Origin of the sequence: Micromonospora sp. CPCC 205739, from assembly GCF_036906795.1 — a bacterium.
Lineage (GTDB): Bacteria > Actinomycetota > Actinomycetes > Mycobacteriales > Micromonosporaceae > Micromonospora.
Window position 1 is genome coordinate 91,672 of the sequence record NZ_JBAKHS010000007.1, and the last position, 22,042, is coordinate 113,713.

Genomic DNA, 22,042 nt, shown 5'->3' on the forward strand with positions numbered 1-22,042 from the left:
TCAGCCTCCCTGCTGGGCGCGGTCGCGCCAGATGACCGGGCAGTATTCGGGGTCCGCGTAGTCGGGCCGCCCCTCGTGGGTGCGGCGGACCAGCACGTCGTGGTTGTACGCGGCGAGCGTGCCGTCGGAGAGCCGGTACTCCCGCCAGGCGTTGTCGCCGTCCTGCAGGTGCAGCGAGATCGCCTGCCGGGGCCGGCCGCTGACGTTGGCGCCGCTGCCGTGGTAGGTGCGGCAGTGGTGGAAGCTCATGTGTCCCTTGGGGATCACCATCGGGATCTTGCGGATCTCCGCGCCGTTGTACGCGGCGTTCTCGGCCAGCATCTCCTCCAGCTGGCTGCGGTCGCGGTCGGCGAAGTGCCGCACCACGGTGTCGTCCGCGCCGATTTCCTTCCACCGGTGCGACCCGTCGACCATGGTGATGGTGCCCATCTCCTCGCCGCAGTCGTGGAAGGGGATGAACGCGGTGAGCATCTTCTCCGACGACGAGGACGCCCAGTAGTGCTTGTCGAAGTGCCAGGGCACGATGTTCGACGGCTCGCCGGAGATCGGCGGCTTGTAGATCAGCGTGGACTGGAAGATCCGGATCTCGTCGGCCTGCGCCAGCCGGGCGGCGACCGCGCCGATCAGCGGCTTGCGCAGGATCGCCCCCAGCGCGTCGTGCTCGTGGTGGACGTAGTCGTTGTGCCGCTGCACCGGGCCCAACGACTGCTCCCAGTAGGCGAGCTTCGGCGGGCGCACCGGCAGGCGGCGGTCCCGCTCACCGGCGTAGTACCGGTCGGTGGCGGCGGCGAGCGCGTCCACCTCCTCGTCGGTGAGCAGCTTCTTCGACAGGTACCAGCCGTGTTCGGCGTAGCAGCGCACGTCCTCGTCGGACGGGAGCAGCGCCGCCTCCTCGGCGGTCAGCGTCGGATGGAACTCCGTGGTCGTCATGCCCCAACCCCTCGTGCCGTGCCGACCACGGCGGGGGTCGCCCCCGCCGCGGCCAGCTCCCGTTCCTTGGCCTCGTAGAGCGCCTTGATGTTGCCGCTGCCGAAGGTGCGCGCCCCGCGTCGCTCGATCAGTTCGAGGAAGAGGGTGCGGCGCACGTGCATCGACTCGGTGAAGATCTGCAGCAGCTGCCCGCCGTGGTCGGAGTCGACCAGGATGCTCAGGTCGCGCAGCCGGTCCAGCGGCGCCTCGACCGGGCCGACCCGCCGCTCCAGGTCGTCGTAGTAGGCGGCGGGGGTGCCGGCGAAGCGGACCCCCCGGTCGGCCAGCGCCCCGACCGCGGTGACGATGTCGTCGGTGCGCAGCCCGAGGTGCTGCACCCCGGCGCCGTGGTGCTCGGCGAGGAACGCGTCGATCTGGCCGGGCCGCCGGCCGGCGTCCGGTTCCAGCAGCACCAGGGTGACCCGCCCGGACGGGCTCTGCACCACCTTGGAGTTCATCGCCTGGCCGGCGACCTCGATGTGCTCCTCGAAGATCTGCGCGAACCCGAAGACCCGCTGGTAGTGCCCGACCGTCTCGTCGAGCTGACCCGGCGGCACGCAGACCGCCAGGTGGTCGATCTCGGCGAGCAGCTTGTCGTCGTCGGTGACCGGCGTCGTCATCTCCACCGCCCCGGGCAGGAACTCCGTCCGGTCGCCGCGCCGCTCGACCAGCCGGTGCAGCACGTCGCCGAAGCCGCCCACCTCGGCGGTCACCACCTCGGCGTCCGCGCCGGTCCAGGTGCGCGGCGCGCTCACCCCGGTCGCCCCCCGGGCCACCAGCTCCGCGTACGCCCCGGCGGCGTCGGCGACCTCCAGCGCCACCACCGCGATCCCGTCGCCGTGCCGCTGCACGTACGTCGCGGCGGGATGCGCGGCGGTCAGCGCGGAGGTGAGCAGCATCCGGATGTCGCCCTGGCCGAGCAGCAGCGAGCGCTGCCCGACCAGCCCGGTCTCCGGTCCCCCCTGGCCCCGCAGGTGGAAGCCGATCGCGGTGCCGAAGTAGAAGGCGGCCTGCCGCGCGTCCCCCACGTAGAGTTCGATGTGGTCAATTCCACGGATGTCCATCTCCAGCCCTTCCCCATGTCCCCCGTGACTGTGGTCCGAGCGTGTGCCGCCCGGGTTGTCACCTGTGCGGCGCGGCGGCCCGCCCCCCGGCGGTGCGCCGCAGCAGCAGGCTGACGTTCTGTCCGCCGAAGCCGAACGAGTTCGTCAGCGCGTGGTCCGTCCCGGTGGCCCGGGGCTCGACGCGGATGTGGTCCGCCGGGCAGTCGGGATCCGGGTCGTCGAGGTGGTATGTCGGCGGCAGCAGCCCCGCCCCGAGGGCCAGCGCGCAGGCGGCGGCCTCCACCACCCCGGACGCGCCGAGCAGGTGCCCGGTGAGCGCCTTGGTGGAGCTGACCGGCACCCCGCCGGCGCCGAAGACCTTCGCCAGCGCGGTGGTCTCGGCGATGTCGCCGAGCTTGGTGCCGGTGCCGTGCGCGTTGACGTAGCCGACGTCGCCCGCCGACACTCCCCCGCCGGCCAGCGCCCGCCGCATGCACTCGGCCGCGCCCGCGCCGTCGGGCCGGGGCGCGGTCGGGTGGTACGCGTCGGTGGTCGCGCCGTAGCCGGCCACCTCGGCGTAGGCGGTGACGCCGCGCGCCGCGGCGTGCTCGGCGCGTTCCAGCACCAGCAGCGCCGCCCCCTCGGCGAGGACGAAACCGTTGCGCCGGCTGTCGAACGGCCGGCTGGCCCGGGTCGGGTCGTCCCAGCCGCGGGCCAGCGCCCGGGCGTTGCCGAAGGTGTCGGCGAAGGTCGGGAAGAGCGGCGCCTCGCTGGCCCCGCAGAGCACCACGTCGGCCTCCCCGCACCGGATCAGCCGGACCGCGTCGGCGACCGACTGGGCGCCGGAGGCGCACGCCGTACCGACCGCCGAGCTGTAGCCGCGGATGCCGTGCGCGATGGCGATCCGCGCCGACGGCATGTTCGGCAGGATCCCGGTCAGCAGGTACGGGCTGACCGCCGCCCGCCCCCGAGCGGCGCGCGCCACCACCTGGCTTTCCAGCGTTGACATCCCGCCCACCCCGCCGACGATCACGCCGATCCGCTCCGGGTCGACGTCCCGGCCGACCTCGATGCCGGCGTCGGCGAGCGCGTCGGCGGCGGTGAGCAGCGCCAGCACCACGATCCGGTCGAGCACCTTGGTCTCCGGACCGGAGGCGACGGTGCGCGGGTCGATCGGGGGCAGCAGCCCGGCGACCTCCAGCGACTCGCGGGCGGGGTGACCCTCGGGCGGCCGGGCCAGCCCGGACTGGCCGGTGGTCAACGCGTCGAAGGTGGCCGCCACGCCCCGCCCGACGGGGCTGAACAGCCCCATCCCGGTGATGACGGCGGTCATGACGCCACCTCGGTCAGGTAGCGCTCGCGCAGCGCCACCTTGCGTACCTTGCCGGTGACGGTGACCGGGATGTCGGCGGAGGCGACCGGCACCACCCGGCGCAGGGTCGCGCCGACGTCCGCCCCGAGCGCCGCGCGGACCGCCTCGGTGCGGTCGGTGTCCGGGTCGGCGCCGGCGGCCAGTTCCAGCAGCACGTCGGTGACGACGCTGCCGTCCTGCTCCTTGACGATCACCACCGTGCAGTCGGTGACGTCGGGGCAGGCGGCGAGAATGCGCTCCTCCGACAGCGCGGTGAAGAAGCGCCGCCCGTCGGCCAGCTCGACCGAGTCGACGGCCCGGTCCAGGTGGTAGTAGCGGCCCTCGGCGTCGGCGTACACCAGGTCGCCGGTCAGGTACCAGCCACGCAGCCGGGACCGGTAGGTGGTCACCGAGTCGTTCCAGTAGCCGCGGAACAGCGACGGCGAGTCGATGCCGAGCCAGCCCACCTCGCCAGGGGGCAGCTCGTTGCCCTCGGCGTCGAGCACCGCCACCTTCGTGAAGCGGTAGGGGCGGCCGACGCAGCGGCCGTACCGGTCGGTGTCGGCGGTGTGGGTGATGTGGAACATCGAGTGCCCCATCTCGCTGGAGCCGAGGCCGTCGATGAAGACCGAGCCGGGCACCCGCACCACGCCGTAGCGGGTGACGGTGTCGCGGGAGCCGACCGCGACGAGGCGGCGGACGTGCGGCTCGTGCGAGCAGTCGCCGGTGTTGAACCAGAGCCGCACCGACTCCAGGTCGTACCCGGACAGGTCGAAGCGGGCCAGCTCCGCCCAGGTGACGGAGAAGCCGAACACCCCGTCGGGGCGCCAGCGCTGGATCGCGTCGAGCACCCGCTCGCCGCCCTGCTCGGACAGGAGCAGCATCTCCGCCCGGTTGCCCAGCGCCTGGTTGACCATCAGCACGGTGGCGGTGTGCGGGGCGGGCAGCGCGTTGAGGATCCGGCTGGTGCCCTGCGCCTGCGGCATGGACAGCAGGTGCCGGGTGGCGGCGAAGAGGCTGGCGTGCGAGTGCAGCACCGCCTTCGGCACCCCGGTGGTGCCGGAGGTGTGGGTGATGACGATCGGGTCGGAGTCGTGGTGGCGGTAGTGCGGCGGCGCGGCGGCCGGGTCGCCGGCGCCCGCCTCGGCGGGCCGGCCGAGCAGCGGCGCGCCCAGCTCGTGCCCCGCGAGCGCCGCGGTGTGCGCGGCGTCGGCGAGCACCCCGGCCGCGCGCAGCCGGCGGATGTACTCGGCGGCGATCTCCGGGCGGAGCTTGCCGTTCATCAGCGCGGGGATCGCGCCGAGCCGGGTCAGCGCCAGGAAGCTGAGCACCATGTCGGCGGCGTCGGTGGCCCAGACCGCGATCGGGTCGCGGGGCCGGACGCCGCGCTGGTGCAGCCAGGCCGCCCGGGCGGCGACCCGCTCGTCGAGCCGGCCCAGGGTGATCGGCCGCTCGGCCGGGTGCCCGTCGACCGGGGTGTCGAAGGTCAACCCCGGGCCCTCCGGGTCGGCCCCGTGCGCCAGCACCCGGGCGAGCATGTTGCCGGCGCCCAGTTCGGTGTCCGCGGCGAGCGCCCCGCGCAGTCCCTTCGTCCTCATTGCCTCGTTCCTCCCCCCAGCAGCACCGCGACCGCCCCGGTGGGCGTGCCGTCGGGTGCCTCATCGACCAGGACCAGCAACGCCTCGTCGGCGTCGCCGTCGTACAGCAGCAGGTCCGCCTCGGCCGTGCCGTCCGCCCGCGGGTCGCCGGTGGGGCTCAGGCACACCACCGGGCCGTCCAGTCCCCAGCGCGCCGCGACGTGCCCGGCGACGCTGTTCGGCACCGACTGGAAGAAGAACAGCGGCCCGACCCGGCCACCGGCGGCGACCGTGGCCCGTACGTGCGCGGCGCTCGGCCGGTCCCCGGCGGCGCTGACCAGCACCACCGCGCAGGTGGTGCCCGGCGGCACCGGGCGTTCGCCGTACCGGCGGGTCAGGCAGCGGTCGGCGACCGCCGCCACCAGCGGAGCGAACGGCGAGTGCACGAAGCCGGGCAGTGGCGGCGGCGGACCGTCGCCTGGCTCCGGCCAGCGCGCCTCGGCCAGCACCGCGCTCACGGGGCACCGACCAGCAGCGCCGTGTCGGCACCACCGAAGGCGGCGTTGAGGCTGAGCGCGTACGGGCTGCCGACCGGCCGGGGCGCGTCGGTGACCACGTCCAGCGGGCAGGCCTCGTCGGGGCCGAGCCAGCCGGCGTTGACCGGCAGCTTCCCGTGCCGCAGCGCCTGCACGGTGACCACCAGTTCGAGCAGGCCGGAGGCCTCCAGGGCGTGCCCGTGCACCGACTTGGTCGAGCTGACCGGCACCCGGTCGGCGAGGTCGCCGAGCGCCAGCCGCAGCGCCGCCGCCTCGGAGGCGTCGCTGAACCCGGTGCCGGTGGCGTTGGCGTTGACGTAGCCGACCGCCGCCGCGTCCAGCCCGGCCCGGCGCAGCGCCGAGCGCACCGCCCGGGCCAGTCCCCGCCCGGCCGGGTCCGGCTGGCACGGGTGGTACGCGTCGCCGGCCCGGCCCCACCCGCGCACGGTGGCCACCGGCGCGGCGCTCCGGCGGCGGGCCGCCCCGGCGGACTCCAGCACCACCGCGGCCACCCCGTCACCGAGCAGCAGCCCCTGCCGTCCGGCGCTGAACGGGCGTACCGCCCCGTCGGCGGCGAACGCCCGGCCGGCGTCGAAGAGCGCGAACTGGTCCGGTTCGACCAGGTAGCCGGCGGCGACCACCACCCGCGCGACGTCGCCCCGGCGGATCATCGTGGCCGCGTCGGCGACCGCCGTGCTCGCGGAGACGCACGCGCTGGTGTACGTCCGGGTCGGCCCGCCCAGGCCGCACCGCCGTGCCAGGTGCCCGACGAGCGCCGGCACCTCGACCTGGGCACCGTTCCCGGCCCCGCTGTCAGCTCCGGTGAGCGGACGGTCGTCGGCGAACGCGTCGGGCTGCGACAGCGGACCGCCGTGGGTGGCCAGCAGCAGGGCCGACTCGGCCCGCGCCGCGCGGTCCAGGCCGGCGGCCCGGCAGGCGGCGTCGGTCGCGTCGGTGAGTTCGTCCGGCAGCGTCCCCACGTCGGGCAGGGTGGCGGCCACGGTCACCCGGCGGCCGGTGGTGTCGAAGCGGCGTACCGGCCGGAACGCCGGCGTGCCGGCGAGCACCCCGGCGAGCTGCGCGTCGGCGCCCCTGCCCAGGGCGCTGACCGCATGGATGCCGGAGATCGGTACGGGCTCCCGCTCAGCCATCTGCGGGGCTGGTCAGGGAGGTGTGGAACACCGCCAGGGCGTCGTCGACGGTGCGGATCCCGGCGAGCTGGTCGTCGGTGAGGTCCAGCCGCCGGTCGTAGCGCTGCTCGACGAGGTGCACGAGCCAGGCGAGTTCCATCGAGCCGACCCGGTGCGGCACCTGGTCGACGGGTTTCGCGGTCAGTTCGGCGAGCATGCTCACCAGGTCAGCTCGCCCCAGGTCGGGCTGACCGGCCATCACCGGTTGTCGCTGGTCGACCCGGCGACCCGGTCGGCGACCATTCTGGTGAACTCCCCGACCGTCATCAGGGCCAGCTTCTCCGACTCGTCGTCGGCGAACTTCAGGCCGTACCGGTCCTCGACGCGGACGGACAGGTCGGCCAGCGCCAGGGACTCCAGGTCGACCCCGGACGGGCCGAGCGTGGTCTCGTCGTCGATCCCCTCGACGTCGTAGTTCATGTCCTCGAGCTGCTCGATGACGAAGGTGCGGACCTCGTCGCGCATGGATTTACCCTCTCTTCGTGGGCGAGCTACCGGTGTCCGGTCGGGACACCGTGCACGTGTGGGTGAGCGCTGCCCCCGGCGGTCGGCCGGAGGTGGCGCGGCGGCTGCTGCGGCGGGCGGGTTGCACGCTGCTCGGCCGGGCGGAACGGGAGGTCGGGGTGGGCCGCGGGCCCGACGGGCGGCCCTGGGTGCGGGCCGGTGCCGGGTCGCTGCCGGTCAGCGTCAGCCACGCCGAGGGCGTGGTGGTGGTCGCCGCCCGCCCGGCCGGGCCGGTCGGGGTGGACGTCGAGCGGCGTCGCGCGCTGCCCGCCCTGGCGCTGGCCCACCGCTGGTACGCCCCGCCGGAGACGCGCTGGCTGGGCGACCTGCCGGACGCCGCCCGGGTCGAGGCGTTCCTGCTGCTCTGGACGGCCAAGGAGGCGGTCGGCAAGGCGTTGGGCCGGGGGCTGCGCGCCGGTGGCCTGCGCCGCCGGATGCCGGTGCCCGAGCACCCGCGCGAGCTGCTGCGTCCCGTGCCCGACCAGGCCGGTCTCCGGGTCGGGCACCCGGCCTGCGGCGCCGGGCTGGTGCTGGCCGTCGCGGTCGGCGCGGCCGTCGGCGCCGGGGCCGTTCCGGCCGGCCGGGCCCAGGTCGAGGTGTCGGTGGTGTTCGAGTAGCGGACCGGTTCCCGGGTGCTCGCCGAGCGGGCCGGTCACGGGGCCGCCGCCCGCAGCGCGGTGACGGAGCGGACCAGCTTGCCGGTGGTGGTGCGGGGCAGCTGGTCGACCAGGTGCAGGGTGCGGGGGCGTTTGTAGCCGGCGAGCCGCTCGGCGAGCAGCTTGTCCAGCACCTCCTCCGACAGCGGGCCGTCGGGTTGCACGTACGCGGTGATGCCGTCGTCGAAGACCACCACGGCGGCGGCCACCCCGGGCAGCCCGGTGAGGGTGGCCTCGACCTCGGTCAGGTCCACCTTCAGTCCGCCGACGGAGACCTGCGAGTCGAGCCGGCCCTTGACGGTGACCAGGCCGGTCGCGGGGTCGACGGTGCCCGCGTCGCGGGTGTGCAGCCAGCCGTCGGCCCAGCGGGTCGGGTCGCTGAGCCCCACGTACGGTGACGCCGGGCAGCTCACCCAGAGCTCTCCGCCGGACTCGCGGACCTCGATGCCGGGGGCCGGCGCGATCGACGGGCGGTGCCGCCCGTACAGGTCGGTGCCGATCACCCCGACCTCGGTCATCCCGTACATGTTGCCCAGCGGGACGCCGAACCGGTCGGTGAAGGCCTGCGCGGTGGCGGCCGGGACCAGTTCACCGCCGGTGGTCATCCGCTTGAGCTGCGGCAGCGGGCCGTCGGGCCGGGTGGAGGCGAGCAGTCCGATGTGGAAGGGCACGCCGAGCACGGTGGCCGGGGTGTCCTGGGCGGCGACGGCGGCGAGGATCGCGTCGCCGACGAGCCGCTGCGGTCCGACCAGTTCCACGCCGGCGTGCAGGCCGTAGAGCAGGCCGCCGACCAGGCCGAGCACGTGCACCATGGACGGCAGCAGGATGATCCGTTCGCCGGGCAGCGCCACCCCGTCGATCAGGGTGTAGCGGCGTACCTCGGCGACCAGGTCCTCGGCGGTACGACCGATCACCTTGGACGGTCCGGTGGAGCCGGAGCTGAGCTGGATCACCGCGTGGCCGCTGGTGGCCGGTGCGTCGCCGTGCGGCGTGACGCCCTCGGTGACGTCGACGAAGACCCGCAGTGCGCCGCCGCCGGTGCGCACCGGGGCGACGACCACCTGCGGGGTGAGCCGCTCCAGCGCCCGGCCCACCTCGTGGTCGGTGAGCCGGTGGTCCAACAGGACCGCCTGCGCGCCGGTGCGCCAGGTCGCCAGCAGGTTCACCACGTACGCCAGCGACGGCGGCAGCCGCAGCGCGGCGGCGCCGCCGGGGCGCAGTCCCGCCTCGGTCAGCCGGACCTGCGCCTGACCTACCAACCGGCGCAGGGTGCCCCGGTCGACCGGTTCCGGCAGGCGCAGACAAATATCGGTCGAATTGCCGGTGAACAATACTTCGTCGACCCAACCCGGGTCTGTCGCCGTAGAATCTTCCGTCGGACGATCCATGGTCACTGCCGTCCACCGCCCAGCGTCAAATAGGGCGGAATCCGCCCATCACGTGCGTCTTTCGGGGTGCTGCCGGAACCCTACGACAGCCCGGAAAGCCATTGCTAGATGCAAATGGCTAGATCAGATAGAGCGGGCGGCCGGATTGTCGACACTCGATCGGACAAGCAGGATCAGGCACGTCCGCCGGGTCGGCACAGGTGGCACGATCGTGACAATTGTCGTTCGAAACGGACGTGTCAGTCCTGCACTGGAAATACCCGTACGCTCACCGCGCTTTTCCGCGCCGGCCTCAGTGGAACCCGCGTGGAATTCGACGGGGGCATGACGACAGCGGCCAACGCGAGCAGAATTTCCGGGGGCTGCGGTGACACGAGCAGGCACATTGGGCTTGTCAGAGATAGTTGTGGCGCGGATGATGTGAGGCCAACCACGTGCCGTATCCACGGGGGGAGGTGGCGGGGATGGTAGCCGCGGAGGCAGCTGTCGCACACCGCGCCATGGACGGCCGGCGGTTCCGGCTCAGCGGCCCACTCGACTTCAGCGCGCCGTTCACCTCGGTGGTCGAGCTGACCATCGCCGGCCGGCGGCACGAGTTCACGGCCGGCTCGTTCGGCCTGGCCGACGAACTGGCACAGGCGCTCGGCGTCGACGACTTCGACGAGAAGCTGACCTATCAGGGCGGCGCCCTGTTGACGGCGCGCGCACGGTCGTACGACCCGCAGATCCGGCTGAACGAGGACCGGCTGGTGGCGGCGTGGCGAGGACGCCGGTACTGCTTCGTCACCCAGTTGTATGGCGCCTCGACCGCGCAGCTGCTCGCGGTGCTGCGGACACTGCGGATCACGGAGCATGACGACGGCGTCGTCGTGCGCCCCGACACCAGGGCCGGCAGCCGGTTCGCGGTGCCGGCGACCGTGATCAAGCAGGTGCCCGGGCTCGGCCTGCTGGACATGACGCCGCTCACCGCGGAGCGCACGCGGCAGTTGCCGTCGTGGCGAGGGTTGCGAACCGGGGCGGGCGAACTCTTCCGGGACACGCTCTCGGACGGCCGGCCCTACTTCGTGCTCGCCGCCGCGGACACCTGGGTGACCGTCCTGCCCCTGGCCGACACGGTGCTCGACCGGGTGCCGGACCTGGTGGACCGGCTACGCGTCGAGTCGGCCGAGTAGGCCGTCGTGTCCGCTCTGGTGGCCAGCGTCGCGGCGTACACCGTGCTGCTCACCCTGCTCCTCGCCTGCGGTGAGCACCTCTCGAAGCCGGCGGCGCTGTCGACCGCGCTGGCCGCCCACCGGGTGGTTCCCGCGCCGTCCACCGTCGCGGCGGCGGTCATCGCGGCCGAGGGCCTGCTCGGCGTGGCCGGAGTCGTCGCCCTGCTCCGCGACGACGGTGGCCGGCTGCTGGCCGTGGTCCTGGCCGGCAGCGCCGCGCTGCTCGCCACGTACGCGGGTTACGGCCGGTACGTCCGGTCGACCGGGCGGGCCGTCCCCTGCGGGTGCTCGCGGGTCGAAGTCCCCATGACCGGCTGGGTGGTGGCGCGCGCGGCCACGCTGGCCGGGCTGGCTCTGCTCGGAGCACTGCTGTCCGGCGCGGTCGTGCCGGTGGGGCGAGCCGGCACCTCACTCACCATCGTCCTGCTCGCCGCGGCGACGTTCACCGTGCTCCTGGCGCATCTGCCTGCCGCCATGCACGACCCGGCCCCGGACCGACCGGCGGCCGGGGTGACCCGAGGAGGCGTACCCGGATGAGTTTCCAGACGAGCGCGCTGATCCTGAGCTGGATCGCGATCCTGCTGCTGGCCCTCGTGGTGTCCGGCCTGGTACGTCAGGTGCACGCCCTGTCCACCGGCGCCGCCGGCCGCCCCGGGTCCGTCGGCCTGCGGCCCGGCTCGCCGGCGCCCCGGTTCCGCGACCTGGCGCCGCCGTCCCCGGCCACCCTGGTCCTGCTCTTTCTGGATCCCGGCTGCGCGACCTGCGACCACCTGCTCGACGCGGCCGCCGAACAGCTCCCACGGACCGACGTCGTGCTTCGGGTCCTCTACCGCGACACCGTCCCGCCACGAGCGGCGGAGAGGCCGATGAGCGTCCTCGGCGAGCAGGCGGACCTGTTCGACCGGTACGACGCGATCGCCACCCCGTTCGCGGTCGTGATCGACCCGACCGGCCGGATCAGACGGTCCGAACCCGTCGGCTCCGGGGCGGCACTGCGCCACCTGCTCGACGAGGTCGACCACTCCTCCGGCGACGACACCGTCCACTCGATTCGAGAGGGAGGCACGCGATGACCACCCTCGACGCGGTGCCCGCGCTGCGGGGAACGGACCCGGGTACCGGCACCGCGTCCCGGCGGCGGCCGCCGGTGAGCCGGACCAGGAGTGGTCCGAGCATGTCCTGGGCCCTGTCCCGCCGCACGCTGCTGCAGGCCGGCACCGCGCTGGGCATGGCCGCGCTGAGCATCTTCCCGGCGGCACGCCGCGCCTACGCCGACGGATACACGATCTACGGCGGATGCCCGACGTACGCCAGCGACCACAACTGTTCCCCCGGGTGCGGTCCGAGCCCGATCTTCGCCGCCGCCTGCAACACCAGCGGGACGTACACGGGCTTCCACAAGAACGACGGCACGACCTGGATCCTGCGGCCGAACCAGTGCTACGCCGGCACGTACGACGGCTGGCTCTGGCGCTACCAGGGCGCGTGCGGCGCGTGCGCCTGCTCGGTGGAGCGCCGCTGCCACGACGGGTACCGGCAGACCAGCTCGGGATGGGTACGGTCGATCTGCCGCTGGAACACCGACTGCGGGTGCCTCACCTCGGTCAGCTGGCCCGCCACGAGGCGTGGCCAGGCCGGCCCGAACGTCTACACGGTGCAGCACCTGCTGACCGCGTGGCGCTATGCCACCACGGTGGACGGCAGCTTCGGCAGCGCCACCGAGACCAGGGTGAAGCAGTTCCAGTCGGCCAGGGGAATCCCGGCGACCGGCGTCGTCGACGCCCAGACCTGGCCCGTCCTGGTGGCCACCGTGTCGGCCGGCGGAATCACCCTGAGCCGGGTGGTCGACCCACGGCCGCGGCTGCCCATCCGCGGGGCCACCGTGCACCGTCCGTACGCCGGACACGTCGTGCGTGGCGTGCAGCGGCAACTCAACAAGCACGCGTACGGGCTGGCTGTCGACGGGGTCTTCGGTTCGACGACCGACGCCGCGGTACGGGACTTCCAGCGGCAGAACGGGCTCGACGTCAACGGCGTCGTGGGACAGACCACCTGGCGTACGCTCACCGGCGGCGCCGTATGACGGGCCAGTCGCCACCCGTACGACCCGCTCGGCGGCTGCGCCGCTGGGCCACCGACCCACTCGTACCCGTCCTGCTGCTCACCGCCGCCGCGATGCTCACCGCCGCCTCCGGGCACGTGCTCACCTGGGCGGTGGTCGGCGGGCTGGCCGGCTACACGCTCTCCGGCTCGGTTTGAACGCGTAACAGCGCGTACGCGCTAGCCTCGCCCGGGCGGCGAGATCGGCATCCGCAGGGGAAGCTCCTCACCCTGTTCGTCCTGGGGCTGCTCGCCGGCGGCCTGCTCAGCGGGGTGGTCCTCGGGATGCTCTCGGGGCTGTCGGCGCCGCTGCCGGTCTCCTGGCGGTACGCGGCCGTCGTGGCGGTGGCGCTGCTGGGAGTGCTCCGGGACGCCAAGGTGGTCAGCATCCCCCTGCCGCAGAACGCCCGTCAGGTGCCGCAGGACGTGCTGCGGCCCAGCCCGCGGCGCGGAGCACTGCGATTCGGATTCGAACTCGGCACCGGCGTGCGGACGTACCTGTCGGCCACCGCCCCGTACGTGCTCGCGGTCGCGGTCCTCCTCGCCGGTCAGCGCCTGCACATCGCCGCACTCGCCGGTGTCGGTTTCGGCGCGGGGCGCGCCGCCACCCCGCTCATCCGCCGCGCCTCCGGGGCGGTCGAGGGCTGGGACGCCGACCTGGCCGCACGACTTCGCACCATCACCGTCACCGGGTGCGCCGCGCTCGCCGCCGCCTTCGGCCTGCTCTTCCTGCACCAGTTGTAGCGGCCGCCGCGACGGCACCGTCGTCAGTGCGCGCCGCCGAGGTTGAGCACCACCACCCCGGCGATGACCAGGCCGGCGCCGACCACCTTGGTCACGCTCAGCGGCTCGCCGAGGAAGACCGCGCCGATGGCCACGATCGCGGCCGTGCCGAGCCCCGACCTCGACGGCGTACGCCACCCCGACCGGGATGTCCCGCACCGCCAGGGAGAGCAGCAGGAACGCCGCCAGGTACGACGCGGCGAGGCCGAGCGTCGGCCAGAGCCGGGTGAAGCCGTCGGTGGCCTTGAGCAGGCTGGTGCCGAACACCTCGGCGGAGATCGCGAGCAGCAGGAACAGGTACGCCATGCCCGCGATCCTCCGCCATGGCGGTCAGACGCGGGCCACCTCGGGGGTCTGGGCGTGGACGACGAAGCGTAGCGACCGGGCGTCGGTGAAGCACTCCCGCATCGGGCGCACCAGGTCCCGGTGCTCCGGGCTGCGTTCCCACGCCTCGAAATGGGCCAGCGCGGCCCACTCGCTGGTGATCAGCCACTGCTCCGGGTCGCTGGCCGAGCGGCACACCTGGTCCACCAGGTGCCCCGGCACCCCGTCGGCGACCAGGTGCCGCACCGCCTCGTACGCCCGCAGGAAGTCGGCCGTGCGCTCCTCGGGCACCCGTACCAGGAAGACGATCCGGGCCCGTTGCTCGCTCATCGCGCTGTTCCTCTCGGTGTCGGAGGCGCGCCGCGCAGCACCAGCGCGCTGTTGAACCCGTCGAAGCCGCGCGCGCCCACCAGGGCGACCCGGTGGCGCGGCTGCCGGGGCGTACGCAGGAAGTCCAGCTCGCAGCCGGGCGCCGGCTCGCCGGGCCCGGCCGACGCGGGCAGCTCGTCGTGCCACAGGGCGAGCAGCGCGGTCGCCACGTCCAGCGCCGCGCCGCCCTGGTGGGCCCGGCCGGTCAGCGGCTTCTGGGTGCTCACCGGCGGCGGCCGGTCGCCGAAGACGGCGCGCAGCGCCGCGGCCTCGCTGCGGTCGTAGCGGGGCACCCCCAGCGCGTCGGGCAGCACCACGTCCACCTCCTCGGCGGCGAAGCCGGCCCGGTCCAGGGCCAGCCGCATCGCCCGGGCGTACTGGTCGGGGTCGCCGGCCGCGTCGGGGCCGGTGTGCGCGGCGTCGTGGGTGGCCCCCCACCCGCTGATCTCGCCGTAGATCCGCGCGCCCCGGGCCAGCGCGTGGCCCAACTCCTCCACCACGAAGACCGCGCCGCCCTCGGCGGGCACGTAGCCGCCGGCGCGGCGGTCGAACGGCCGGTACGCCGCCTCCGGGTCGGAGACGTCGCTGAGCAGCCCCGAGCGGAGCTGGCAGGCCAGCGCGTACGGGCTCAGCGGGCACTCGGTCGCCCCGGCGATCACCACCGGCGTGCCGCGGCGCACCGTGCGCACCGCGTGGGCGAGGCTGTCCAGGCCGCCGGCGGTCTCGGCGACCAGCACCCCGCACGGCCCCTTGAACTGGTGGTGGATGGAGAGCTGCCCGACGCTGGCGGCGTAGAACCAGGCGATCGACTGGTACGCCCCGACGGTGCGGGTCGACCCGCCCCAGAGCCGTTGCAGCTCCCGCTGCCCGAACAGGTTGCCCCCCGACGAGCTGGCCAGGGTGACCGCCCACCCGTACGGGTCGGGGGCCCGCTCGGGCAGGCCGGCGTCGGCCAGCGCCAGCCGGGTGGCGGCGAAGCCGAGGTGGGTCCACCGGTCGGTCTGCACGAGCTGCCGGTTGTCGCCGTACGCGGCGGCGTCGAAGTCGGCCACCTCACCGGCGACCCGGGTCGGGTAGCTCGCCGGGTCGAACAGGGTGATCGGGCCGGTGCGCCGGGTGCCGTCGCGCACCGTGCGCCAGTGCGCGACGGCGCCGATGCCGCTGGGCGCCACCACGCCGATGCCGGTGACCACCGCCCGCCCGCTCACCGGGTCACCGCCCCCGGCCCGGTCACGCCGCCACCGCCAGCCGCCGGAACAGCATCGCGGACTGGAAGCCGCCGAAGCCGCTGCCCACCGAGAGCGCCACGTCCACCGGCGTCTCCCGGGCCACGTTCGGCACGTAGTCCAGGTCGCACTCCGGGTCCCGGGTGGACCAGTTGGCGGTGGGGGGCACCACACCGTACTCGATGGCCAGCGCACAGGCGGCCATCTCGATCGAGCCGATCGCGCCGAGCGAGTGCCCGACCATGCTCTTGATCGAGCTGACCGGCACCCGGTAGGCGGCCTCGCCGAGGGACCGCTTGAACGCCGCCGTCTCGTGCCGGTCGTTCTGCCGGGTGCCGGAGCCGTGCGCGCTGATGTAGGAGACGTCCGCCGGACAGAGCCGCGCCTGCCGCAGCGTGTCGCTGATGGCCAGCGCCATCTCCACCCCGTCCGGGCGCAGCCCGGTCATGTGGAAGCCGTTGCTGCGGCTGGCGTACCCGGCCAGTTCGCAGTAGACGTGCGCGCCGCGCCGGCGGGCGTGTTCCCACTCCTCCAGCACCAGCACCGCGGCGCCCTCGGCGAGGACGAAGCCGTGCCGGTCGGCGTCGAACGGCCGGGAGGCGTGCGCCGGGTCGTCGTTGTCCGGGCTGGTCGCCTTGATCGCGTCGAACGAGGCGACGGTGACCGGGGAGATGGGCGAATCGGCGGCGCCGGCGAGCACCACGTCGGCCTCGCCGTCGACGATCAGCTGGTGGGCGTACCCGATGGCGTCGATGCCGGAGGTGCAGCCGGTGGAGATGACCTGCGCAGGGCCGTGCAGCCCGTGCCGGCAGGCCACGTCGGCGGCGAGGCTGCTCGGCACCAGGGCCTGGTAGAGGTACGGCCCGCCGAGGGAGTGGTCGACCAGCCAGTGCCGGCCGGAGTCGCTGACCCGCACGTACTCCTGTTCCAGGGCCATGGTGCCGCCGACCGCGGTGCCGAGCACCACCCCGGTCACCTGCCGCTCGGCGTCGGTGAGCTGCAGGCCGCTGTCGGCGAGGGCCTCGGTGGAGCAGGCCAGGGCGAACTGCACGTACCGGTCGGCGCGCTGCCGCTCGGCGAGGGTGAGCCCGGCGGCGTCGGCGTCGAAGTCGCACTCGGCGGCGATCTGGGAGCGGAACGGCGACGGGTCGAAGAAGGTGATCCGCCGGGTCGCCGTGCGCCCCTCGGTGACGGTCTTCCAGAACCTGTCCCGGGTGACGCCGCCCGGCGCGACCACCCCGACGCCGGTGACCACCGTGCGGCGCCCGGTCACGACGCGCCCCGCTGCTCGACCAGTTCGGTGTCGACGTGGCCCAGTTCCGGCCGGGGGGCGAGGGGACCGAGGTGGAAGACCACCTCGGCGGGCTCGTCGCCGGTGTTGCGCAGCCGGTGCCGCACGTTGCGGGGCACGAACAGCGCCTCGCCGGCGGCCAGCGGCACCGGCTCGTCGTCCAGGTCGACGGTGATCGCGCCGCGCGCGACGTACAGGAACTCCTCGCTGTAGGGGTGGTAGTGCTCGGCGATCCGCTCCCCCGGCGCGAGCGCGGCGACGCCCATGAAGCCCGACGTGCTGCCGACGGTCTTCGGGCCGAGCAGCACCCGCAGCTCCCCGCCGCGCCGCCGGTCGGCGGCCACGTCGCGGGCGGCGACCAGTCCGGTGGTGATCTCACTCATCGCGGCCTCCCGCGTACGCCCGCTCGACGCGCTCCTTGATGACGGCGAGCTGCACCCTGCTGTTGGTGTTGATGCGGGCGGTCATGCCGGCGTTGTCCACCGGCGCGGTCGGCTTCATCGCGAAGTCCTGCACCCAGGTCATCCGGACGCCCTCGGGTTCCTCGGTGTAGCGCCAGTGGATCCGCATGTACTCGAACGGCCCGGTCTCTACCCGGTGCGCCCGCACCTCGCGGGCGGCCGGGTCGGCGGTGCGTTCGCTGACCCAGCTCCAGGCGATCCCGTTCTCGTCGGGGTGCATGGTGAGCCGGAAGCGGACGGTGTCGCCCTCGTGGTGCAGGATCTCCACCGCCGCGTACTCGGTGAACAGGTCGGTCCACCGGGCCACGTCGTTGGTCATCTCCCAGACCAGCGGCAGGGGCGCGGCGATGACGATGCTGTTCTCGGTGTGGCCGGGCGGCTGGGCGCCGCGGGCGACCAGGTTCGCGACGGCGGGGATGCTGAGCTGCCCGGCCTGCTCGGGGATCTGCACCCGCCACCGGTCGGCCACCACGGCCGAGAGTTCCAGCAGGGCCAGCGAGTCCATGCCCAACTCCTCCAGGGAGGCGGCGGGAGCGCGGGCGGCCGCGTCGGCGTCCAGGCCGCAGTGCGCCACCAGGATGTCGGTGATCTCGGTGGTGAGCGGCTGGCCGTGGGTGACGGTCATCGGGTCCTCCTCGGAAACGGTCAGGACGGGTCGGTGGTCGGTGCCGCGGTGGCGGCGACCGGCCGGACGGTGGGGCGGGGGCCGGGGACGGCCCCAGGCGGGACGGCGGCGCTCGGCGGCGAGGTCGTCGCGGCGGGGTGCCCCTCGGCGAGCAGGCGCTCCACGAGGGAGGTGGTGTAGCGGCCCTTGCGGAAGGCGGGGTCGTCGAGCACCCGCCGGACGAACGGGATGGTGGTGCGCACCCCCGGTCCGGCGATGTCGAACTCCTCCAGCGCGCGTTCCAGCCGGTTCAACGCCATCTCCCGGTCCGGCGCCCAGACCGCCACCTTGGCCAGCAGGGAGTCGTAGTACGGCCCGACCAGGTAGCCGGGATGGCCGTGGGTGTCGACCCGGGTGAACGGCCCGCCGGGCGGGACGAAGCGGTCCAGCCGGCCGGGGGTCGGGGCGAAGTCGCGGTCCGGGTCCTCCACGTTGACCCGGCACTCCACGGCCACCCCGTGTGGTCGCACGTCCTGCTGCCGCAGCCGCAGCGGCAGGCCGGCGGCGATGTGCAGCTGCTCGTGGACCAGGTCGATCCCGGTGATCATCTCGGTGACCGGGTGTTCCACCTGGATCCGGCAGTTGATCTCCAGGAAGTGGAACCGCTCCTCGGCGTCGACCAGGAACTCCACCGTGCCGGCGCCGGTGAAGCCGACCTCCAGCGCGCCGTGCAGGGCCGTCTCCGCGATGGTCTCCAGGGTCCGGGCGGACAACGCCGGCGCGGGCGCCTCCTCCACCAGCTTCTGGTGCCGTCGCTGCACCGAGCAGTCCCGGGTACCCAGGTGCACGCCGTTGCCGTGGTTGTCGCAGAGCAGCTGCACCTCGACGTGCCGGGCGTCGGTCAGGTAGCGCTCGACGTACACCCGGTCGTCGCCGAAGGCGGCCTGCGCGGCGGCCCGCGTGCGCACGTACGCCCGGGGCAGCTCGGCCGGGGACCGGACCACCGTCATCCCCCGCCCGCCGCCCCCGGCCGCCGCCTTCACGATCACCGGGTAGCCGACCTCGGCGGCGACCTGCGCGGCCTGTTCGGCGCTCGGCACCGGGCTGACGCTGCCCGGCGGCAACGGCAGCCCCGCCCGGCTCATCAGCGCCCGCGCCGAGGACTTGTCGCCCAGCGCGGCCATCACCTGCGGCGGCGGGCCGATGAAGACCAGCCCGTTGTCGGCGCAGATCTCGGCGAAGTCGGCGTCCTCGGAGAGGAACCCGTAGCCGGGGTGCACGGCCTGCGCCCCGACCTGGCGGGCGGCCTCCACGATGGCGGCGGCGTTGAGGTAGCTGCGCCGGCTCAACGCCGGTCCGATCAGGACCGCCTCGTCGGCCAGCCGCACGGCGGCCGAGTCGGCGTCCGCGGTGGAGTAGACCACCGCCGTCCGCACGCCCAGCTCCCGGCAGGCGCGCAGCACCCGCAGCGCGATCTCGCCCCGGTTGGCGATGAGCACCTTCTCGAACATCCCCACCACCTCAGGCCGGGTCCAGCGTGACCAGCGGCTGGTCGTACTCCACCGGCCGGCCGTCGTCGACCAGCACCTCGACCACCCGGCCGGACCGCTCGGCGGTCACCTCGTTCATCAGCTTCATCGCCTCGACGATGCCGACCACCTGCCCGGGCCGGACCACGTCACCGACGGTGACGAAGGGTGCGGCGCCCGGCTCGGGCGCCCGGTAGAAGGTGCCGACCATCGGCGAGCGGACCTCGACGCGGCCGGCCGGGGCCGCCGGACGGGGCACGGGCGGCGGCGGCGCGGGGCGCACCGCCGGGGCGTCCGGGGCCGGTCCGGGCTCCGCCACCGCGCTCTCGTGCCACTCCACCTCCAGCACCGTGTCGCCGCTGCGCAGCCGCACCCGGCGGACCGGGCCGGCGACCTCGGCGACGAGCTGCCGGGCGTGCCGGCGCAGGTCGGCCAGTACGGAGTCCACCTCGTGCGCCATCTCCGCGCCGTCGGCGCCCGACGGGGCGGCGCCCGGCGGGACGGTCCCGGCGCTCACCGGGCACCCGCCCGCAGGCCGACGCGGGCCGCACCGAAGCGCCGGAACCGCTGGCGGCGGCGGCGCACCAGGGTGGCCGGCGGCACGTCGAGCAGGGGCAGCAGGTTGGCCAGCACCGCCTCGCGCAGCGCCCGGGCGGCCGCCTCCGGGTCGTGGTGGGCGGCCGGCACCGGTTCGGGGACGAGGTCGTCGACGACGCCGAGCCGGCACAGGTCGGGGGTGGTCAGCCGCAGCGCCCGGGCCGCCTGCGGGGCGGCCCCGCGGTCCGGCCAGAGGATGGCGGCGCAGCCCTCCGGGCTGATCACCGAGTAGACGGCGTGCTGGAGCATCAGCACCCGGTCGGCGACGGCCAGCGCGAGCGCCCCGCCGCTGCCGCCCTCGCCGGTGATCACCGCGACCACCGGGGTGGGCAGCACGCTGAGCGAGAGGATGTTCTCCGCGATCGCCGCCGCCTGCCCCTGTTCCTCGGCGCCGATGCCCGGGTCGGCGCCGGGGGTGTCCACCAGGGTGACGACCGGCAGGCCGAGGCGGGCGGCGAGCCGCATCAGCCGCAGCGCCTTGCGGTGCCCGGCCGGGCTGGCCATGCCGAAGTTGCGCGCCACCAGCTCACCGGTGGTGTGGCCCTTCTGGTGGCCGATCACCATCAGGTGCCGCCCGTCGAGGCGGGCCAGGCCGCCGACCACCGCCGGGCAGTCGCTGCCGAGCCGGTCGCCGTGCAGCTCCACGAAGCCCTCGAAGGCGCTGTCCAGGTAGTCCAGGGTGGTCGGCCGGCCGGGGTGCCGGGCCAGCCGTACCGTCTGCCAGGCGTCGGCGGGCGGCGCGTCGGCCGGCGGCGCCGCGACGGTGGCCGGGCGCGCGGCGGGCGGGGGCTCCTGCCGGGGTACGGCGGGCCGGCACCGGGCGCGGCGGCCGGCCCGGGCGGCGGCGAGCAGCGCCACCAGTCGCCCGCGCAGCGCGTGCCGCGGCACCACCATGTCCACCTGGCCGTGCCGCAGCAGGAACGCCGCGGTCTGGAAGCCCTCGGGCAGCGTCCGGCCGGTGACCTGCCGGATCACCCGGGGGCCGGCGAAGCCCATCCGGGCGCCGGTCTCGGCGAGCAGCACGTCGGTGTTGGTGGCGAACGACGCGGCCACACCCCCGTACGTGGGGTCGGTGAGCACGCTGACGGTGAGCAGCCCGGCCTCGCGCAGCGCGGCGATGGCCTGGCTGACCGTGGCCATCTGCATCAGCGACAGCGCGCCCTCCTGCATCCGCGCCCCGCCGGAGGCGGTCACCAGGACCAGCGGGACGGCGTCCTCCAGCGCCCGCTCCGCCGCCCGGGTGATCAGTTCACCGACGGCCGCGCCGAGACTGCCGCCGAGGAACCGGAAGTCCATCACGGCCAGCGCGCACGGCAGGCCGCCGATGGTGGCGGTGCCGCAGACCACCGCCTCCGCCAGCCCGGTGCCGGCGCGGGCCGCGCTGAGCCGGTGCGGGTACGGCAGCACGTCGACGAAGTCGATCGGGTCCACCTCGGCCGGCCGGTCCGGCAGCGGGGTGAACGACCCCGGGTCCACCAGCTGGCGCAGCCGCTCGGGGGCGGCGAGCCGGGTGTGCTCCCCGCACTCCGGACAGACGTCGAGGTTGCGGCGCAGGCGCTTGCGGTACAGCAGCGACGCGCAGCCGGCGCAGCGGGACCAGAGCTCCCCCTCCCGGGGTGCGGTGGCGGTCACGGCCGCCGCCCGGCGGGGGCGGTCGCGTCGAAGCGGTAGAAGCAGCGCGCCATCGCGTCCCGGGGTTCCCGCCAGGTCGGCAGGTACGGCGAGACGTACGGGCGTAGCCGCGCGCTGACCCGCTCGAACTCCGGATGCCCCCGGGCCGCCTCGACCGCGCCCTCCGCCGGTGACTCCGTCTCCAGCAGGTGCACGTAGAGGTCGTGCAGCCGGTACAGCGACCGGTGCCGGACGCCGACCAGGCGCGGCAGCTCGGTCGCGTCGGACTCGGCGAAGATCGCGGCGACCTGCGCCTCGGCGGTGGGAACCACCTTCGCGACGATCAGCGAACGCTCCATGGACGGGCCTCCCCCCACGGCGCGGCGACGCGGTACGGACCGCGCCGACCGAGCCGGACGACTGCCGACACGATGCGCGGGCCGCCGTCACCGGGGCGTCACCGGACACCGACCGGCGACGCAGCTTCGTGACGGTGCGTTGACGGACGCTGTGTATCCGCTGTGCGAACGCCCTGACCGTCACGCACTATCCGCAGTTCAGAAGGGTTTTCACGGTTACGCGTACGGCAGCCGGCCACCGTCAACGACATTGACCGAGAGTGACCACGATTGATAATCTTCGGTACGGTCAGCCCGGTGGCGCGCGACGCCGCGTCGCGGCGCGGCGATCCGACAGCGGAGTCTTGGGCAGCCGCACCGGGG

At 74.5% G+C, this 22,042-nt stretch carries 25 protein-coding genes and 1 pseudogene; 7 read left to right on the forward strand and 19 right to left on the reverse strand.

Annotation, left to right across the window (positions count from 1 at the left end; all coding sequences use genetic code 11):
- The 8 genes from V6U88_RS12760 to V6U88_RS12795 are packed head-to-tail and all read right to left on the reverse strand — an operon-like array spanning nt 1 to nt 7,131.
- On the reverse strand, nt 1–930 hold the full coding sequence (locus V6U88_RS12760; protein WP_334452687.1) for a phytanoyl-CoA dioxygenase family protein: 930 nt from the start codon (nt 928–930) through the stop codon (nt 1–3).
- The gene (gene hppD, locus V6U88_RS12765) at nt 927–2,033 is read right to left on the reverse strand and encodes a 4-hydroxyphenylpyruvate dioxygenase (RefSeq protein ID WP_334452688.1); all 1,107 of its coding nucleotides are present in this window, start codon (nt 2,031–2,033) and stop codon (nt 927–929) included. The genes V6U88_RS12760 and hppD overlap by 4 nt, the downstream gene beginning before the upstream one ends.
- Before the next feature lie 58 nt (nt 2,034–2,091).
- Complete coding sequence (locus V6U88_RS12770; protein ID WP_334452689.1) at nt 2,092–3,345, reverse strand: beta-ketoacyl-[acyl-carrier-protein] synthase family protein; 1,254 nt, start codon at nt 3,343–3,345, stop codon at nt 2,092–2,094.
- Nucleotides 3,342–4,961 (reverse strand): class I adenylate-forming enzyme family protein, encoded by a 1,620-nt coding sequence (locus V6U88_RS12775; protein ID WP_334452690.1) that lies wholly within the window; start codon nt 4,959–4,961, stop codon nt 3,342–3,344. The genes V6U88_RS12770 and V6U88_RS12775 overlap by 4 nt, the downstream gene beginning before the upstream one ends.
- Entirely contained in the window at nt 4,958–5,458 is a 501-nt protein-coding gene (locus V6U88_RS12780; RefSeq protein WP_334452692.1) for a beta-ketoacyl synthase chain length factor, read from the reverse strand. The genes V6U88_RS12775 and V6U88_RS12780 overlap by 4 nt, the downstream gene beginning before the upstream one ends.
- On the reverse strand, nt 5,455–6,627 hold the full coding sequence (locus V6U88_RS12785; RefSeq protein ID WP_334452694.1) for a beta-ketoacyl-[acyl-carrier-protein] synthase family protein: 1,173 nt from the start codon (nt 6,625–6,627) through the stop codon (nt 5,455–5,457). Before V6U88_RS12785 ends, V6U88_RS12780 begins: the two co-directional genes overlap by 4 nt.
- Complete coding sequence (locus V6U88_RS12790; RefSeq protein WP_334452695.1) at nt 6,620–6,865, reverse strand: acyl carrier protein; 246 nt, start codon at nt 6,863–6,865, stop codon at nt 6,620–6,622. Before V6U88_RS12790 ends, V6U88_RS12785 begins: the two co-directional genes overlap by 8 nt.
- On the reverse strand, nt 6,865–7,131 hold the full coding sequence (locus V6U88_RS12795; RefSeq protein WP_154936435.1) for an acyl carrier protein: 267 nt from the start codon (nt 7,129–7,131) through the stop codon (nt 6,865–6,867). The genes V6U88_RS12790 and V6U88_RS12795 overlap by 1 nt, the downstream gene beginning before the upstream one ends.
- 17 nt (nt 7,132–7,148) lie before the next feature.
- Here V6U88_RS12795 and V6U88_RS12800 point away from each other — a divergent pair, with 17 nt between their 5' ends.
- Nucleotides 7,149–7,787, forward strand: a complete 639-nt coding sequence (locus V6U88_RS12800) for a 4'-phosphopantetheinyl transferase family protein (protein WP_334452697.1) — start codon at nt 7,149–7,151, stop codon at nt 7,785–7,787.
- Between the two features lie 35 nt (nt 7,788–7,822).
- Here the strand turns inward: V6U88_RS12800 and V6U88_RS12805 are convergent, their stop codons facing one another.
- A complete protein-coding gene (locus tag V6U88_RS12805; RefSeq protein WP_334452698.1) occupies nt 7,823–9,214 on the reverse strand; it encodes a class I adenylate-forming enzyme family protein in 1,392 nt (463 codons plus the stop codon).
- Nucleotides 9,215–9,678: 464 nt separating this feature from the next.
- Here V6U88_RS12805 and V6U88_RS12810 point away from each other — a divergent pair, with 464 nt between their 5' ends.
- From V6U88_RS12810 to V6U88_RS12835, 6 genes are all read left to right on the forward strand, one after another.
- A complete protein-coding gene (locus V6U88_RS12810; protein WP_334452700.1) occupies nt 9,679–10,386 on the forward strand; it encodes a hypothetical protein in 708 nt (235 codons plus the stop codon).
- 6 nt (nt 10,387–10,392) lie between these two features.
- Complete coding sequence (locus V6U88_RS12815) at nt 10,393–10,962, forward strand: MauE/DoxX family redox-associated membrane protein (protein ID WP_334452701.1); 570 nt, start codon at nt 10,393–10,395, stop codon at nt 10,960–10,962.
- Entirely contained in the window at nt 10,959–11,498 is a 540-nt protein-coding gene (locus V6U88_RS12820; RefSeq protein WP_334452702.1) for a hypothetical protein, read from the forward strand. The genes V6U88_RS12815 and V6U88_RS12820 overlap by 4 nt, the downstream gene beginning before the upstream one ends.
- A complete protein-coding gene (locus tag V6U88_RS12825; protein WP_334452703.1) occupies nt 11,495–12,508 on the forward strand; it encodes a peptidoglycan-binding domain-containing protein in 1,014 nt (337 codons plus the stop codon). The genes V6U88_RS12820 and V6U88_RS12825 overlap by 4 nt, the downstream gene beginning before the upstream one ends.
- Entirely contained in the window at nt 12,505–12,684 is a 180-nt protein-coding gene (locus V6U88_RS12830) for a hypothetical protein (protein ID WP_334452705.1), read from the forward strand. Before V6U88_RS12825 ends, V6U88_RS12830 begins: the two co-directional genes overlap by 4 nt.
- A gap of 126 nt (nt 12,685–12,810) precedes the next feature.
- Nucleotides 12,811–13,269 (forward strand): hypothetical protein, encoded by a 459-nt coding sequence (locus V6U88_RS12835; protein ID WP_334453052.1) that lies wholly within the window; start codon nt 12,811–12,813, stop codon nt 13,267–13,269.
- 23 nt (nt 13,270–13,292) lie between these two features.
- Here V6U88_RS12835 and V6U88_RS30270 read toward each other — a convergent pair.
- From V6U88_RS30270 to V6U88_RS12885, 10 genes and pseudogenes are all read right to left on the reverse strand, one after another.
- A pseudogene (locus V6U88_RS30270) lies at nt 13,293–13,614 on the reverse strand (DMT family transporter).
- A gap of 24 nt (nt 13,615–13,638) precedes the next feature.
- Entirely contained in the window at nt 13,639–13,962 is a 324-nt protein-coding gene (locus tag V6U88_RS12845; protein WP_334452706.1) for an antibiotic biosynthesis monooxygenase family protein, read from the reverse strand.
- On the reverse strand, nt 13,959–15,209 hold the full coding sequence (locus V6U88_RS12850; RefSeq protein ID WP_334452708.1) for a beta-ketoacyl synthase N-terminal-like domain-containing protein: 1,251 nt from the start codon (nt 15,207–15,209) through the stop codon (nt 13,959–13,961). The genes V6U88_RS12845 and V6U88_RS12850 overlap by 4 nt, the downstream gene beginning before the upstream one ends.
- A gap of 22 nt (nt 15,210–15,231) precedes the next feature.
- Entirely contained in the window at nt 15,232–16,500 is a 1,269-nt protein-coding gene (locus V6U88_RS12855; protein WP_334452710.1) for a beta-ketoacyl-[acyl-carrier-protein] synthase family protein, read from the reverse strand.
- Nucleotides 16,497–16,901, reverse strand: coding sequence for a cupin domain-containing protein (locus tag V6U88_RS12860; protein ID WP_334452711.1), 405 nt, complete (start codon nt 16,899–16,901; stop codon nt 16,497–16,499). The genes V6U88_RS12855 and V6U88_RS12860 overlap by 4 nt, the downstream gene beginning before the upstream one ends.
- Complete coding sequence (locus V6U88_RS12865; RefSeq protein ID WP_334452713.1) at nt 16,894–17,604, reverse strand: SRPBCC family protein; 711 nt, start codon at nt 17,602–17,604, stop codon at nt 16,894–16,896. Before V6U88_RS12865 ends, V6U88_RS12860 begins: the two co-directional genes overlap by 8 nt.
- Before the next feature lie 20 nt (nt 17,605–17,624).
- Entirely contained in the window at nt 17,625–19,094 is a 1,470-nt protein-coding gene (locus V6U88_RS12870) for an acetyl-CoA carboxylase biotin carboxylase subunit (protein WP_334452716.1), read from the reverse strand.
- Between the two features lie 10 nt (nt 19,095–19,104).
- The gene (accB, locus tag V6U88_RS12875; protein ID WP_334452718.1) at nt 19,105–19,629 is read right to left on the reverse strand and encodes an acetyl-CoA carboxylase biotin carboxyl carrier protein; all 525 of its coding nucleotides are present in this window, start codon (nt 19,627–19,629) and stop codon (nt 19,105–19,107) included.
- Nucleotides 19,626–21,341 (reverse strand): acetyl-CoA carboxylase carboxyltransferase subunit alpha, encoded by a 1,716-nt coding sequence (locus V6U88_RS12880; protein ID WP_334452721.1) that lies wholly within the window; start codon nt 21,339–21,341, stop codon nt 19,626–19,628. The genes accB and V6U88_RS12880 overlap by 4 nt, the downstream gene beginning before the upstream one ends.
- Nucleotides 21,338–21,679, reverse strand: a complete 342-nt coding sequence (locus tag V6U88_RS12885) for a TcmI family type II polyketide cyclase (RefSeq protein WP_334452723.1) — start codon at nt 21,677–21,679, stop codon at nt 21,338–21,340. Before V6U88_RS12885 ends, V6U88_RS12880 begins: the two co-directional genes overlap by 4 nt.
- Nucleotides 21,680–22,042: the final 363 nt, after the last annotated feature.

Bases quoted from the DNA above. Each gene is read 5' to 3' on its own strand.
- V6U88_RS12760 (WP_334452687.1), bottom strand. From the start codon at position 930: ATGACGACCACGGAGTTCCATCCGACGCTGACCGCCGAGGAGGCGGCG.
- hppD (WP_334452688.1), bottom strand. From the start codon at position 2,033: ATGGACATCCGTGGAATTGACCACATCGAACTCTACGTGGGGGACGCG.
- V6U88_RS12770 (WP_334452689.1), bottom strand. From the start codon at position 3,345: ATGACCGCCGTCATCACCGGGATGGGGCTGTTCAGCCCCGTCGGGCGG.
- V6U88_RS12775 (WP_334452690.1), bottom strand. From the start codon at position 4,961: ATGAGGACGAAGGGACTGCGCGGGGCGCTCGCCGCGGACACCGAACTG.
- V6U88_RS12785 (WP_334452694.1), bottom strand. From the start codon at position 6,627: ATGGCTGAGCGGGAGCCCGTACCGATCTCCGGCATCCATGCGGTCAGC.
- V6U88_RS12790 (WP_334452695.1), bottom strand. From the start codon at position 6,865: ATGGCCGGTCAGCCCGACCTGGGGCGAGCTGACCTGGTGAGCATGCTC.
- V6U88_RS12795 (WP_154936435.1), bottom strand. From the start codon at position 7,131: ATGCGCGACGAGGTCCGCACCTTCGTCATCGAGCAGCTCGAGGACATG.
- V6U88_RS12805 (WP_334452698.1), bottom strand. From the start codon at position 9,214: ATGGATCGTCCGACGGAAGATTCTACGGCGACAGACCCGGGTTGGGTC.
- V6U88_RS12810 (WP_334452700.1), top strand. From the start codon at position 9,679: ATGGTAGCCGCGGAGGCAGCTGTCGCACACCGCGCCATGGACGGCCGG.
- V6U88_RS12820 (WP_334452702.1), top strand. From the start codon at position 10,959: ATGAGTTTCCAGACGAGCGCGCTGATCCTGAGCTGGATCGCGATCCTG.
- V6U88_RS12825 (WP_334452703.1), top strand. From the start codon at position 11,495: ATGACCACCCTCGACGCGGTGCCCGCGCTGCGGGGAACGGACCCGGGT.
- V6U88_RS12830 (WP_334452705.1), top strand. From the start codon at position 12,505: ATGACGGGCCAGTCGCCACCCGTACGACCCGCTCGGCGGCTGCGCCGC.
- V6U88_RS12835 (WP_334453052.1), top strand. From the start codon at position 12,811: ATGCTCTCGGGGCTGTCGGCGCCGCTGCCGGTCTCCTGGCGGTACGCG.
- V6U88_RS12845 (WP_334452706.1), bottom strand. From the start codon at position 13,962: ATGAGCGAGCAACGGGCCCGGATCGTCTTCCTGGTACGGGTGCCCGAG.
- V6U88_RS12860 (WP_334452711.1), bottom strand. From the start codon at position 16,901: ATGAGTGAGATCACCACCGGACTGGTCGCCGCCCGCGACGTGGCCGCC.
- V6U88_RS12865 (WP_334452713.1), bottom strand. From the start codon at position 17,604: ATGACCGTCACCCACGGCCAGCCGCTCACCACCGAGATCACCGACATC.
- V6U88_RS12870 (WP_334452716.1), bottom strand. From the start codon at position 19,094: ATGTTCGAGAAGGTGCTCATCGCCAACCGGGGCGAGATCGCGCTGCGG.
- V6U88_RS12885 (WP_334452723.1), bottom strand. From the start codon at position 21,679: ATGGAGCGTTCGCTGATCGTCGCGAAGGTGGTTCCCACCGCCGAGGCG.